This window comes from Rubrobacter marinus (assembly GCF_011492965.1).
Lineage (GTDB): Bacteria > Actinomycetota > Rubrobacteria > Rubrobacterales > Rubrobacteraceae > Rubrobacter_F > Rubrobacter_F marinus.
In genome coordinates, this window is record NZ_CP045121.1 from 213,751 (window position 1) to 227,365 (window position 13,615).

The 13,615-nt window shown below is 71.0% G+C and carries 13 protein-coding genes; 8 read left to right on the plus strand and 5 right to left on the minus strand.

The window, feature by feature from the left end; translation table 11 throughout:
* Positions 1-44 precede the first annotated feature (44 nt).
* The 4 genes from GBA65_RS01195 to GBA65_RS01210 all read left to right on the plus strand — a co-directional run bounded on the left by GBA65_RS01195 (position 45) and on the right by GBA65_RS01210 (position 5,263).
* Positions 45-533 (plus strand): MarR family winged helix-turn-helix transcriptional regulator, encoded by a 489-nt coding sequence (locus GBA65_RS01195; RefSeq protein WP_166395023.1) that lies wholly within the window; start codon positions 45-47, stop codon positions 531-533.
* A complete protein-coding gene (locus GBA65_RS01200; protein WP_166395024.1) occupies positions 517-3,465 on the plus strand; it encodes an efflux RND transporter permease subunit in 2,949 nt (982 codons plus the stop codon). Before GBA65_RS01195 ends, GBA65_RS01200 begins: the two co-directional genes overlap by 17 nt.
* The gene (locus tag GBA65_RS01205) at positions 3,368-4,048 is read left to right on the plus strand and encodes an efflux RND transporter permease subunit (RefSeq protein ID WP_166394796.1); all 681 of its coding nucleotides are present in this window, start codon (positions 3,368-3,370) and stop codon (positions 4,046-4,048) included. The genes GBA65_RS01200 and GBA65_RS01205 overlap by 98 nt, the downstream gene beginning before the upstream one ends.
* Before the next feature lie 63 nt (positions 4,049-4,111).
* A complete protein-coding gene (locus GBA65_RS01210) occupies positions 4,112-5,263 on the plus strand; it encodes an MFS transporter (RefSeq protein WP_166395025.1) in 1,152 nt (383 codons plus the stop codon).
* Positions 5,264-5,272: 9 nt separating this feature from the next.
* Here GBA65_RS01210 and GBA65_RS01215 read toward each other — a convergent pair whose 3' ends face one another.
* A complete protein-coding gene (locus GBA65_RS01215; protein ID WP_166395026.1) occupies positions 5,273-6,937 on the minus strand; it encodes a M14 family metallopeptidase in 1,665 nt (554 codons plus the stop codon).
* A gap of 177 nt (positions 6,938-7,114) precedes the next feature.
* Here GBA65_RS01215 and GBA65_RS01220 point away from each other — a divergent pair, with 177 nt between their 5' ends.
* Complete coding sequence (locus GBA65_RS01220; protein ID WP_166395027.1) at positions 7,115-8,542, plus strand: protein kinase domain-containing protein; 1,428 nt, start codon at positions 7,115-7,117, stop codon at positions 8,540-8,542.
* A gap of 49 nt (positions 8,543-8,591) precedes the next feature.
* Here GBA65_RS01220 and GBA65_RS01225 read toward each other — a convergent pair whose 3' ends face one another.
* Entirely contained in the window at positions 8,592-9,128 is a 537-nt protein-coding gene (locus tag GBA65_RS01225; RefSeq protein ID WP_166395028.1) for a DUF4870 domain-containing protein, read from the minus strand.
* A 73-nt stretch (positions 9,129-9,201) separates the two neighbouring features.
* Positions 9,202-9,720, minus strand: a complete 519-nt coding sequence (locus tag GBA65_RS01230) for a hypothetical protein (protein WP_166395029.1) — start codon at positions 9,718-9,720, stop codon at positions 9,202-9,204.
* Between the two features lie 89 nt (positions 9,721-9,809).
* Between GBA65_RS01230 and GBA65_RS01235 the strand changes: the two genes are divergently transcribed.
* The 3 genes from GBA65_RS01235 (at position 9,810) to GBA65_RS01245 (ending at position 12,291) form a co-directional block, all read left to right on the plus strand.
* Complete coding sequence (locus GBA65_RS01235) at positions 9,810-10,202, plus strand: hypothetical protein (RefSeq protein WP_166395030.1); 393 nt, start codon at positions 9,810-9,812, stop codon at positions 10,200-10,202.
* A gap of 105 nt (positions 10,203-10,307) precedes the next feature.
* Complete coding sequence (locus GBA65_RS01240; RefSeq protein WP_166395031.1) at positions 10,308-11,672, plus strand: HD-GYP domain-containing protein; 1,365 nt, start codon at positions 10,308-10,310, stop codon at positions 11,670-11,672.
* Between the two features lie 7 nt (positions 11,673-11,679).
* Positions 11,680-12,291, plus strand: a complete 612-nt coding sequence (locus tag GBA65_RS01245; RefSeq protein ID WP_166395032.1) for an MEDS domain-containing protein — start codon at positions 11,680-11,682, stop codon at positions 12,289-12,291.
* 520 nt (positions 12,292-12,811) lie between these two features.
* On the opposite strand, the gene GBA65_RS01250 is transcribed toward GBA65_RS01245, so the two are convergent.
* Together GBA65_RS01250 and GBA65_RS01255 are read right to left on the minus strand one after the other, a co-directional pair.
* A complete protein-coding gene (locus GBA65_RS01250; protein WP_166395033.1) occupies positions 12,812-13,126 on the minus strand; it encodes a hypothetical protein in 315 nt (104 codons plus the stop codon).
* 42 nt (positions 13,127-13,168) lie between these two features.
* Positions 13,169-13,549 (minus strand): hypothetical protein, encoded by a 381-nt coding sequence (locus GBA65_RS01255; RefSeq protein WP_166395034.1) that lies wholly within the window; start codon positions 13,547-13,549, stop codon positions 13,169-13,171.
* Between the last annotated feature and the right edge of the window lie 66 nt (positions 13,550-13,615).

The window sequence follows — 13,615 nt, forward strand, 5'->3', positions numbered from 1 at the left end:
TTAAGCGGTTTAAATAAGTTGCTTAAATATGTAGGAGAAGTTGCTTGGATCGGGAACGGTTGGTCGACGAGGTTCTGATGCTGTTGCCGGTTCTGGCGCGGGGGCTTGGGAGGCCGGATCCCTCGGAGGTGGGAGAGTTGGCGCGGCGGGGCATCCCCGTGGACGCGACGCTCTCGCCGGGGCACGTGCAGGTTCTCATAGCGCTGGGTAGGGGCCCGCACTCGATCGGCCGTCTCGCGGAGGCGGTGGGGGTGACGCCCCCGGCCGCTTCGCAGCTCGTGGATCGGCTCTCCGAGCACGGGATGGTCGAGCGGCGCCCGGATCCCGCCGACCGCCGGGTGGTGCTCGTGGACTACGTTCCGGGGATGCAGGATATCGCGCGCAGGATGATGGAGGGGCGCGGCCGGAAACTCGGCGAGGTGCTCGGCCGTATGACGGAGGACGAGGTGCGGGCATTCTTGAAAGGCTTGAGGCTGTTGGTGGAGAGCTTCGAAGGGGCGCACGGAGAGGAGAAGCATGAGTCGCATCGTTAGCTGGTGTTTGAGGAACAAGTCCGTCGTCTTTCTGGCGACGCTGTTGCTCATAGGAAGCGGCGTCTTCGCGACCACGCGCCTCAACCAGGAGCTCCTGCCGGACATCGAGTTCCCCATCATCACCATCTCCACCCCCGTCCCCGGCGCCGGTCCCGAGACCGTCGACGAGACGGTCACCCAGCCCCTGGAGAGCGCCATCACCGGCGTGGAGAACCTGGAGGGCGTCCAGGCCAACTCCGCGCAGGGCTTCAGCGTCGTCATCGCCGAGTTCAGCCTCGACGCCGACACCGAGGAGGCCGAGGCGGAGCTCCAGAGCGCCATCGAGGGGGTCGGGCTCCCCGAGCAGGCGCTCGAGCCCGAGGTCCGGCGCCAGTCCGCCTCCGAGTTCCCGATCATGAACGTCTCCCTCGCCGCGGGCGACGGGGACCTCGCCGCCCTCACGACGTACACCGAGGACGAGGTCGTCCCGCGCATCGAAGAGGTCGACGGCATCGGCCGGGTCGACGTGGTCGGCGGCTCCGAGGAGCGCATAGAGGTCGAGCTCGACCCGGCGGCCCTGGAAGAGAACGGCCTCCCCGCCGCCGCCGTGGTCGGGGCCATACAGGGCGCAAACGCGAACTCGCCCGTCGGCTCCGTGGAGGTGGAGGGCCTCTCGACCCCCGTGCGCGTCGCCAGCGAGGTCGGGGACGTCGAGGCGCTCAGGAACCTGCCCATAAGCGCCGCCGCCGGAGCCGCGCCGGGAGGCGCATCCGGCGGGGCTCCGAGCGGGGGAGCGCCTCCCGGCGCCGCGGCCGGGGCGCCCGCCGGGGCCTCCCAGTACGCCGCCGCTCCGCCAGCGCCGGTGACGCTCGGCGAGATAGCGGACGTGCGGGTCGCGGACGCGAACCTCTCCGGTATCGCGCGCACCAACGGCGAGCCGAGCCTCGGGCTGAACATAACCAAGGCCCCCGACGCCAACACCGTGGACGTCGCCGCCGGCGTCGAGGAGGCGCTGGCGGGCGCTCGCGAGGAGCTCGGGGAGGATCAGGTCCAGGTCGTCTTCAACTCCGCCGAGGACGTCAAGGAGTCCATCAACAGCCTCATCGAGGAGGCCGCCATCGGCGCCCTGCTCGCGATCTTCGTGATCTTTTTCTTCCTGCGGTCCTTGAGGGCGACCCTCGTGACGGCCGTCTCCCTGCCGACCTCGGTCCTCGCGGCGCTCCTCTTCTCCTGGGGCTACGACCTGACGCTGAACATCCTCACGCTCGCCGGTCTAACCATCGCCGTCGGGCGCGTGGTGGACGACGCGATCGTGGTCCTGGAGAACTCCTACCGTTACGTGCAGCAGGGCTACGACCCCGAGGAGGCGGCGCTCAGGGGGACCACGGAGGTGGCGAGCGCCATCACCTCGTCCACGCTCACGACCACGGCTGTCTTCCTGCCGCTCGCGGTGGTCGGCGGGATCGTCTCGAAGTTCTTCGTCCCGCTCTCCCTCACCGTCGCCCTCGCCCTGCTCGCCTCCCTGATCGTCTCCATCACCATCATCCCCGTCCTCGTCAGCGTGTTCATCAGGCGCGAAGGGGCGGGCCGGGCGTCCCGCGAGCACGATGGGTCCGCGCAGGACTCCTCCAACGAGGACGCCCCCGACGCCCGGCCCGGCAGCCGCCGCGCACGCCGGGCCGAGAGGGGGGGCGGAGGCGGCCTTCTCCGCGTGCTCGTCGGCGGGATCGTACTCCTGGTCGCGTCGGCGGTCGCCTTCGTGGTGGCCGCCCGGGCGGGGCTTCTGGACGGCGTCCCCGGAGTCCCGGCGGGCCTCCTCGACGCCGCGACGGGGCTGGACCTCGGCTCGCTGGCCGTGATCGCCACGGCCGCGGTCCTCGCGACGCTGCTCGTCGTTGGCATCGTGCTGCTCGCCGCGCGGGCCTCCCGCCGGTCCTCCGAGCGTCCCTCCGGGGACGGGGAGGACGGGTTCCTCGTGCGCTTGTACACCCCGATGCTCCGTTGGGCGCTCAGGCACCGGGCGGCCGTGCTGGTGCTCGCGCTGGTCGTCTTCGTCGGCGGGCTCGCGGCCATCCCGTTCCTCCCGGTCAGCTTCTTCCCGGCCGGCGAGGAGAGGATCGCGCAGGCCAGGGTGGAGCTCCCGCCCGGCGCCGGGCTCCAGCAGACCGACGAGGCCGTGCGCCCGTTCGAGGAGTTTCTCCAGAACGACCCCGACGTGCGCAACTACCAGATCTCCATCGCCGGCGAGGACAACTTCGACCCCAACTCGCCCATACGCTCGGCCAACCAGGCCCAGGCGTTCATCAACATCGAAGAGGAGGCCGAACCGCAGGAGACCATCCAGCGCATCAGCGCCGAGGGGCGCGAGATCTTCGGGGAGGAGCAGTTCCAGGCCGAGATCCTCCAGAACGGCCCGCCCCAGGGCGAGCTGCAGGCGATCATCACCGGCGGGACGGAGGCCGAGCGCGAGGACGCCGCCGGCATCGTCACCGACGAGATATCGAGCATAAACTCCGTCATCAACGTCCGAAGCGACGTCTCCGGCGGCACCCCGAGATCGTGGCGGAGGTCGACCCCGCGCGCTCCGCGGAGGCCGGCCTCTCCCCCAGACGGTCTCGGGCGCCCTCGCAACCCTCCTCGGCAGCGGCTCCGGCGCCCCGGTGGCGGAGCTCCCGGCGGCGCCCCCGGTGCCCCGGCGGGGCGCCGAGCGTCGGCGGGGATCCGGTCTCCGTCAGCCTGCCCCCGAGGCGACCGACACCGTGGACGAGGTCCGCGCCCTCTCCCTCGCCCCCGGCCTCACCGTCGGCGACGTCGCCGAGGTGACCCAGGTCGAGGCGCCGGCGGCGAAGAGCCGGGTGGACGGGGAGCCCGCCGTAACGGTGAACGCCCGCATCGTCTCCCAGGACACCCAGACCGTCTCCGCCGAGGCCCAGACGGCGCTGGCGGAGCTTGACCTGCCGGGCGACGTCGAGGTCAGCGTCGGCGGCGAGAACGAGGACATCGAGGAGAGCTTCAGGAACCTGTTCTACTCCATCATCGTGGCGCTCGCGCTCGTGTTCCTCCTGCTCGTCGTCTTCTTCGGCTCCGTCCTGATACCGCTCGTGATCCTGCTGGCCGTCCCCCTCACGACCGCGGGCGCCTTCGGGGCCCTGCTCCTGACGAACACCGCCCTGAGCCTCCCGAGCCTCCTCGGCATCCTCCTGCTCATAGGTATCGTCGTCTCGAACGCCATCCTGCTCGTGGACTTCGCCATAAAAGCCCGCGGGCGCCACGAAGACGGCGACGAGGCGGTGGTCGAGGCCGGCCGGGCGCGCCTCAGGCCCATCCTCATGACGGCGCTGGCCACCATCTTCGCCCTCCTGCCCCTGGCCCTGGGCCTCGCGGGCGGCGGCTCCGGCCTGATCTCCGCGAGCCTCGCCATCACCGTTATAGGCGGCCTGGCCACCTCGACCTTCCTCACCCTCCTGGTCGTCCCCGTGGGCTACTCCCTCCTGGAGAGCGCCCGGAGCCGCCGCAAGAAGAGGCGGTACGCTTAGGGGTACGGGACGACATCGCGGCCCCGGGTCCCGGCCCGGGGCCCGCCGGTACGGAGGGGTGCCTTGAGGGACGAGGGGAGAACGCTGCTGACGGGGGCGATGCTGGCCCTGGTCTCTTCTACCCTGGCCAGCCTCGTCGGGTTCAACCTGCTGCTCTCCGTCGTGCCGCTCTACGCGAACGAGGTGGGCGGCGGGAGCACGGGGGCGGGGTTCGCGACGGCCGCTTTCATGCTCTCGACGGTCCTCGCCCAGACCCAGATGCCGCGCGCCCTCTCCCGCTTCGGCTACCGGCCGGTCCTCGCCGCCGGCCTGCTCTCCCTTGGCCTCCCGGCGTTCGCGTACGCCACGGCCGACGGCCTCCCGGCCGTCCTCGCGGTCACGCTGGCGCGCGGCGTGGGCTTCGGCATCGTCACCGTGGTCTTCGGCGCGGTCGTCGTGGAGATAGCGCCGGCGGAGCGCAGGGGGGAGGCCCTGGGGCTCTTCGGCATCGCCATCGCGCTCCCGGCCATCTTCTGCAACCCCTTGAGCCTCTGGCTCGTGGAGCGCTCGGGCTACGAGCCCGTCTTCCTTCTCGGCGGCGCGGCGCCCCTGCTCGGCTTCGTCTCCTTTCTCGGTCTGGGGTCCGTGCGGGGCGGCGGGCGCTCGGACGGGGCCGGGTTCCTCGAAGGCCTCGCGCGCCCCCCGCTCTTGCGGCTGGTGGTGATCTTCGCCGTCTCAACGATGGTCGGCGGGGTGCTCGTGACCTTTCTACCGCTCGCCGCCCCCGGGGTCGGCGTCTTCTCGGCCGCGACCGCCATCCTCGCGCTCGGGATCTCCGTAACGCTCGGGCGCCTCTGGGCCGGACGGTTCGCCGACCGCAACGGTCCGCGGGGCCTGCTCGCCCCCGGCCTCGTCCTCGCCGCGCTCGGCGTGGCGACCCTCGCGCAGGGTGGGCCCGCGCTCCTTGTCGGGGCCGCGCTCTTCGGGCTCGGGTTCGGGGCGCTCCAGAGCGCGACGCTCGTCATGATCATGGCCCGCGTCTCCAAGGAGGAGTACGGGCTCGGCAGCACCCTCTGGAACGCCGCCTTCGACGCCGGGACCGGCCTCGGCGCCTTCCTCTTCGGCTTCGTCGTGGGGGCGAGCGGCTTCTCGATCGCCTTCTACCTCTGCGCCGCGCTGCTCCTCGCCGCCCTCGTGGTCGTCAGGCTCGACCGCGCCGCGACCGGGCCCGCCTAGAAAAGCCCCCTACCCCTCGAGCCGGACCGTACCCGCCTTCTCGCTCCGCACCTCGACCCTCACCGGACCGTCCCCGCGCAGCACCCACAGGGCTCGGGCGGCGTAGTCCGAGGGCAGGCCCGCGAAGAACGCCGGGCTCTTCCAGGAGTTCCCGGCGAGCGCCGAGCGTCCCGAGAGGTGGCCGAGGTCCACCTCGGCCTCGCCAGAGACGAGGCTCGCCCCTTCGGGGGGCGTGATCTCGGCCCTCACGGGCTTCGTGACGCCCTTCTCCTGAGCGATCTTCGTCACGCTCGTCGGCAGGTACCCCGTGTTCCTGACCCGGACCTCGACCCTGCGGAGGCCGTCCGCGAGTTCCTCGACCTCCAGCTCCGCCTCCAGACGCGGGGCGCAGGAGGCGTGGGCGAGGGCGAAGCGGGTCAGCTTCTCGCACTCGGCCTCGAGCAGACCGGGAGGCGGGTTCTGGAAGGTGAACTTCGTCTTCCAACCCCCGATCTCCACCTTCCCGAGCTGCGGGTGCTCGAAGGGCTTCCAACGGACGAAGCCCTCGCCCCCGAGGGCCTCGTCGTTCCAGCGGAGCATCGCGAGCGACGCCTCCTCGGGCGGGTCCCGAAAGAACGCTATAAAGTCCTCGACCTCGACGCCCGCCGCCCGCGCCAGCGACCAGAACTCCACCGTGTACGCGAAGACGCCGTACGCGGAGTACGCCCAGTCGTCGAAGGCGCCGGTGATGACCTCGTTCGGGGCGTAGCGGAAGTCGTGGTAGACGGAGATGTTCGGGTAGCCGGTCAGCTCCGTGCCCCGCTCCCCCAGCGCCTCGAAGACCGCGAGGTCGTGCTCGGGCATCTTCCCGTCCTCTTTGTCCGAGAACGGGCGCAGGATGGCGCCGCAGAACGTGTGGTAGGTGTGGAGCGAGAACACGTTCCTGCGCGCGAGCAGGGCCTCCACCTGCGCCCTGGACTCCGGCTCGGAGAGCGGGTAGGGGCCGGCGCCCTGCTGCTCGTGGTCCTCCCGCCAGCCGTAGGGGTATTGGCGGTTCATATCCAGGCCGTACAGGGGGCGCGCGATCTTGCGCTCGAAGCCGTCGTAGTCCTTGAAGAGGCCCTCGCGGTACACGCGGTAGTACCTCCCCCCGGACTCGTCGGGACGCCTCCGGACCATCAGCCTCGGGTCCCCGTCGGAAACGCGCCACTCGCCCGCTTCGTCCTCGACGCGCATCTGCACGATGTGGCCGTCGCCGTCGAGGTCCTCGGGGTGGAGGCCCGGCTCCTCCTCCGGCTCGGGCCAGGGGCGGGTGCTCGCCCTGAGGGTGTGGGGGGTGGTGAGGTAGCGCTCGGCGCCGTCGGGGGAGAGGCGGGGGAGGACGTAGAACGTGCCCTCGTCCAGGAGGCGGGTCACCAGGTCGTCCTCGCCGTGGCGTTTCAAAAGGGTCCGGATCAGGTACAGCGCCGCCATCGAGCCGGTCACCTCGCCGGCGTGGGTGTTGCCGTCGACCCAGAAGGCCGGCTTCTCGGAGGCCGGGCCGGTCTCGCCGTTCGTGATCTCGGCCAGCAGGATCCCGCGCCCCTCCCTGCTCTCCCCGATAGAAACGACCTTGCACAGCCCGGGGTACTCTTCCGCGTACCCCCTCAGCTCCCCCGCCAGTTCCTCGTAGCCCAGGTACCGATCGAACCTCAAGCCCTACCCCTCCTCCGTCCCTCCGGCCTGCCCCGGACCATTATGCGCGAAGCCGCGTCCCCCGGAGCCGTCCCGGATACCAAATGTTGCGGCCTTTTTTGCTAACCTGCACCATGTTGAGGACCAGGACGGTCGCCGCCTCGCGGGCGTGTTTGGCCGCAGACAGGGGTTATATAATTGCTATTCGGGGACAGAATCGTCGGAGGTGATGAGGCGCTGGACGCCCAGGTCGGAACCGTTCTAGGGGGACGCTACAGGATCCTCAGCACCCTGGGCACGGGTGGCATGGCCGTGGTGTACAAGGCGGAGGATGCAATCCTCGGTCGGCGCGTGGCCTTGAAGACGCTGCACGAGCGGTACGCCGAGGAGGACTCCTTCCGGTCGCGCTTCAAGCAAGAGGCGCGGGCGATGGCCTCCCTCGACCACGAGAACGTCGTCAGGGTCTACGACATCTCCGGGGAGGGCGAGGTGCCGTTTATCGTGGCGGAGTACGTCGGCGGCGGGGACGTCGGGGGGATGCTCAGGCGCGCCCCCGGTGGCCGTCTGGACGTGCGCTCAGTGCGCGAGATCGTGGGCCAGCTCCTTCGGGCCCTGGCCTACGCGCACCGGCGCGGGGTCATCCACCGCGACATAAAGCCCTCCAACATCCTCCTCACGGAAGAAGGCAAGGTCAAGGTCGCGGACTTCGGCATCGCCCGCATCGTGGAGGAAGAGGAGTCCGCCGGGGACCCCGGCGAGATCATCGGCAGCGCCCGCTACATGTCCCCCGAGCAGCTCCGCGGCGACGAGACCACCCCCCGCAGCGACATCTACTCCGTCGGCATCCTCCTCTACCACTGCCTCACCGGCCGCCCCCCCTTCTCCGGGGACGCGAGGAGCGTGGCGCGACAGCAGATGCACGACGACCCCACGCCGCCCCGCGACCTCAAGATCGCCATCCCCTCGCACCTCGAAGCGGTGATCCTCAAGGCCCTCTCCAAGGACCCGGGGGACCGCTACCCCTCCGCCTCCGCGATGCTGGAGGACCTCCAGCGCAACCTGCGTGAGAGCGGCTCGCGGGCGGACCGGGGCCCGCGCCGGGTGCGCCTCGGCGGGCTCCGCCGGGGCCGCGCGAGGGCGCTCGTCGCCTCCGGCGTCCTGACCCTCCTGCTCGTTCTCGGGATCGGGACGGCCTCCTCGGCGGGCTACGTCAACCTGAGCTCCCTCACGCCCGGCGGCGGCGAGGAAGCGGCCGCGCCCGTCCAGCAGCCCCCGGCCCTGCAGGCCCCCGAGCCCCCGGCGGAGCCCGGCGCGGGCGACGAGTCAGCCTCCGGCACCGCCTCGATCCCCGAGACGACGGCCACGCAGCAGGCCCAGGTGAGCGTGCCGGTGCCCAACGTGAACACGATGTTCGACTACTACGCCAGGGACCTGCTGCGGAGCGAGGGGCTGAGGTCCAGGGTCGTCCGCGAGTACCGCGAGGGCTACGCCCCGGCCGGGGTGGTCTGGGGGACCGACCCCGCCGTCGGCACCGCCGTGCCGGAGGGCACGGTCGTCACCGTCTACGCCACGCCCAGGGACGAGGAGCAGGTCCCGGAGGTCGTCCTCCCCGACCCGTCTTCCTGAGGTTCTCCTGGGCGGAGGGGCCGGCGACGAACCGTCCCCTCCCGGCGCCCTAGCCGAACCTGTGGTTCCGATCGACCATGTCGGCGACGAACGGGTAGCGGTAATCCGTCCCCTGGTTCACCTTGTACGCCGCGTAGCACTGGTGCACGATGGGGACGAAGGTCGCGAGCAGCATCACCGGGACGAGGAGCAATCCGATGACGACCAGGCTGAGGAGGGCCGTTATCGTCCAGCCCACGCCGAGGATCACGATCCACGCCACCTGGTACCAGAGCGATTGCATCGCGTGGAACGCGACCCTGTCCGAGCGGTCCTTGTAGACGAGCCAGATGACGAGGGCCGCGATCGGGCCGCCGATGCCGGTGATGAGGCTGAGCAGGACGCTCAGGTGCGAGAGCATGGACCACGTCCGCTCGTCCCTGGCGCTCAGGCTGGAGCCATCCGTCGCGGGCCCCTGGTCGCTCGTCCCGAAGGAGCCGTACTCGGAGCCGCCCCTGGTCTCGTCTCCGGTGTTGCCCTCGCCCCCCACCCTTATGCGGCGGAGCCGGGACTCCCCCTCGTTTCCGTAGTTCGGGTCCTGCTGCATGGGCCACTCCTTTGCTCGTTGTCCACGACACTACCCGCGCTTCCGGTCCTCGGCAAGCCCTCCCCCCGGCCCCTCAGAAAGCCGTTCGCCGGATCGCCACGTTGCGGTAGAGCAAGAAGACCGCGACCGCCAGGGCGCCGCCGTCGCTCTCGGGGAACGTCCCCCCGTAGCTCCGGCCCGCGAGGCCGCCCGAGAGCCTGACCTCGTCCCCGCCCGCAAGGAGACGCGCGACCGATACGTTGCGCAGAACGTTAGTCTCGGCCCCGTACGCCTTGCCGCCGCAGAAGATCCTGAGGGGCTCCCCCGGCCTCTCGGGGCCCGCGATGAGGGTCTGGGCGCCGCCGGTCCTCATCCGGTAGCGCGCCCCGAACTCGCCGGTGCGCTCGATCTCCGAGACGCTCCCCCCCGCGTGGACCTCGGCGGCGTACGAGCCCATCATCCGTAGCTCGCCCCACTCCTTGCCCCCACGGTCCAGCAGGGAGAACCGCGAGCCGAGGAGCCCGCGGGCGCGGGCGCGGAAGGAGCCGCCGAGGTCCCGGGCGAGCGCGTCCCAGACGGCTGCGGGAGAGGAGGTTCGTGAGGCTCCATCCATACACGCTTATACGCGCGGTCGCTCGTTGAAGTTTCGCCGCCGGGGGTAGTACATTAGGGCGTCGGGGCAACGAGAGAGCGAGGGGGGCCATGGAGCTCAAAAACAAGGACGAGCTCAAGACGGAGATCCTGCAATCCTGGCTGAGGAGCGCCTGGGTCTATCCGATGCGCAGCCCCGAGGGCTCCGGGCAGGAAGGGGTCTACATGCGCCTGACCCCCGGAGGACGCCTGAAGATGCGCCGCAGGATCGGGGAGCTCGAGGCCCAACTGGGCGTGAAGGGCACCGAGGTCGCCGACCAGGAGGAGGCCGGCACCCTCCCCGCCGAGCGCGACAAGGTCGAGCTCGCGATGATGGTCCAGGCCTACACCTCCGAGCGCCGCTTCATACAAAGCCAGGGCACCCCCCTGGGCACCGCGGCCATCGAGCTCGGCGAGGCAGCCGGGGAGGAACCCCCCGGCCCCGCGGCGACGCCCGCAGGGTAGCCTCCGGGGAACGCGAAACCGGGGTGCGGCTCCAGGCCGACAAGAGAGCGAACCGGGCCGCGGCGGCGGTTAAAGCGCCGCTCGTTTGTGGACGATAACTAGATCGTGCGCAGGACCGACGATACGCGATCCGGGTTCGACGGGGGGATCGCCCCCGGCACGTTCGGCGTGCTCGCGGGCGTCGCGGAGGAGGTCGTCGTGGAGCCCGAGAACCTCGAGGGTGCGCTCCGGAGGATGGTCGTGGGGCTCCGGGAGGGCCTGGGGCTGAGGGCGCTCACGCTCTCGGCCTCCGTGACCGAGGGGCGCGGCCTCGAGGCGAGGAGCGGCGTGGCGGGCGGGACGGCGGCGGAGCTCCCCATCCTCCGCGGCAAGAAACACGTCGGCACGCTCCGCGCCTACCCCGGCTCGCTCGACGACGGGCGGAGGGAGGTCCTGCGGGCCGCGGCGGGCGTCGCGGCGCTGGCCCTCGACGCCGCGTACGCCAGGGAGGTCGCCGCCCAGAAGACGGCGCAGGGGAGCGTCGTCCAGATCGCCTCGGAGGCCCTCGGCGTCATCAAGGAGGAAGGGGACCTCTACCGGACCGTGCTCGTCCTCACCCTGGAGCTCCTGGACGCCTCGGGCGGGGCGATCCTGCTCGGCGACGGCGGCGTCGTCTCCCTGGGCTTCGAGGGCTCCGAAGAGACCCTCGAAGCGTTGCGCGAGGTGCGTTTCCTAGGCCGAAGCCCCTGGATGGGGCGCATCGGCGGCCACCACCTCCTCGGCGTGGGGCTCGGCGGCGACGAGGGGGCGGTCTTCCTCACGCGCCCGACGCGGCCGTACACCGAGGCCGAGGGCGTCTCCCTGAAGCTCGTAGCCCGCCAGCTCGCCCGCGCCCGCGAGCGCAGCCGCCTCTACGCCTCCCTGGAGCGGACCTCCACGGAGGCCATCTCCGCGCTCGCCGCCGCGCTCGAGTCGCGCGACGACACCACGGGCGAGCACATAAGGAGGACGCAGGCCCTCGCCGGGGAGGTAGCCGAGGAGATCGGGCTGAGGCCCGAGGGGATCCGCGTCGTCAAGTACGCCGCCATGCTGCACGACATAGGCAAGATAGGCATCCCCGACTCCATCCTCAACAAGCCCGGCGGGCTCACCCAGGAGGAGTGGCGGGCGATGCGCCGCCACCCCGCGACCGGCGCCGACATCATCGGCAGGATCGCCGGCTTCGAGAACGTCGTCGAGGCGGTCCTCGCCCACCACGAGCGCCACGACGGGCGAGGGTACCCGGCGGGGCTCGCCGGCGACGAGGTGCCGGTCGCGGCGCGCCTGATCTCCGTGATCGACGCCTACGACGCCATGACCAACGACCGCCCCTACCGCAGGGCCATGACCCACGAGGAGGCCCTCGCCGAGATCGAACGCGGCTCGGGCACCCAGTTCGACCCCGCCGTGGTCGAGGCCCTCAAAACAGTCCTGCACCACGGAAGAAAGTGAGCTCCGCATGACCGAGGCCATCCCCTTCACGCAAGCCCAGAGCATAAGCGTCGGCGCCCACGTCTGCGCGATGCACGAGGCGCCCGGCGCCGTGCTCGGCGTGCTCGCCAGCACCTTCGCCGCCGGCCTCGAGCGCGGCGAGCGATGCGTCCTCGTCGCCCCGGAGTCCTCGGCCTCGGAGGTTCGCCGCCGCCTCCGGGAGGAGGGCGTGGACGTCGAGACCGTCGAGGGCGAGGCCCTGCTCTTCCTGACGGACCGAGACCCCCTGCTCGCCAACGGGGGGACCGAGTTCGACCCGGATCACCTCCTCGACGCCATCAAGGGCCTCTTCACGGCGACCGTCGAGGCCGGGTACAACGGCCTGAGGCTCTCCGCCGACGTCCCGTGGCTCACCCGCGACGTCCCCGGCGGCGAGCGGGCGATGGAGTTCGAGTCCAAGGCGGACGACCTCGTCAACGTCCCCGGCGTGCCGCTCCTCGCCATCTGCCAGTACCGCCTCGCCGACCTCGATCCCGAGGATTCCCTCGCCATCCTCGAACGCCACCCCCTCACGCTCGTCGGCGGAAGGGTCCACCAGAACGAGTCGTACGCGAGGCCGGACGGCTCTTCTCCCGCCTGAGACCCCCGGAGCCTCGCAAAACGCGCGTCCCTGATCGTGGCGTACACACGCCTGCTCCGGGTCCGGAGGTCCGTCGAGGGGCGGATCTGGCGGTGGAGCGAGGACGTCCCCACGCTCTCGTAGCTCTGCCGTCGTCGTCTCTGCGGAGACCCCGCGCCGGTACGGCCGAGCCCCCGCGTTCGTTTCGCCCGGCGGCGTAAGCGTTCGCGTCGCCTCTGCCGCGAGTTGGGCCGATCGGCCGGTACACAAGGGTTCGTGGTGGGTATATGCTCCCCCGCACAGTTCCGAGAGGAAGGAGCAGGACCCGTGTCGGAGAAGAAAGAGGCCGTACCCGAGCCCGCCGGTCTATCCAGGAGGAATGCCCCGGTGGGCACCAGCGACGAGTACTACGTCCCCGACTACGTCATGCGCGATTTCGGCGAGGCGGAGGAGACGTCGTCCCCGTCCGGCGGAACCTCCCGCGGACGCGCGGGCTCTCTGCTCTGAGACGGACCTCTTAGTTTTTCGAGAGTTTCGAAGTTCAGGCCGGGGCGACGGGGCCCCGGCCTCTCTCGTCTTCGCCCTTCGCCTCGCGCTCGCGGCGCATGGCCTCCGCCAGGTCCTCGACCCGTTTCAGCCCCGACCTGACGGCGTCCTGTACGTTCGTCGCCCCGCCCTCCGGCTCGGACGCCTCCTTGTAGGCCGCGCGGAGCTTCTCGAAGTCGGGGTGCTCCCTGAACAGCCCGATCGCCTCCTCGTGGTCGGAGGGCGGGACCAGGTACTCCCGCTGCACGGTGACGGGGTTGATCCAGGTGAAGCTCCCCTCGGGGTCCGAGTAGGTGAAGTTCTTATGCATACGCCCTCACGGTAGCATGCGCCCGGCCCTCGCGCCCGTCCCTCAGCCGCCGACGGTGGCGGGAAGCTCGTACAGCGCGCGGTCGGCGGGGGAAGAGGAGCGGCTCATGGCGGCACCGCGATTTTCCAGTAGGTCCGTGGCCCCCTCGGGGGTCGGTATGTTCTCGGTGCCCCTGACGAACACCGCCACGGGCCGCCGCTTGTCGCGCAGCTCGAAGACGCACTCGCCCGTCCTCCCGTCGCGCGCGAAGAACGCTATCCGGTACCCGTCGGACTCCGCCAGAAGCGGCACGACCTCGTTGTCGAGGCGCTCCGGGAGCCACGGCTCCCAGCCCTTCTCCTCGAACGTCTCCCGCACCTCGTCGAAACACCGCCACGCCTGCCAATCCCACATCGCCCGCTCTGCCTCCTCCGGGATCTCCATCCCCGTCTCCTCGTAGGAGCATCATGGTAGGCGGTCGAGGACGGGCGTCGCCTCGGACGGGGGGCC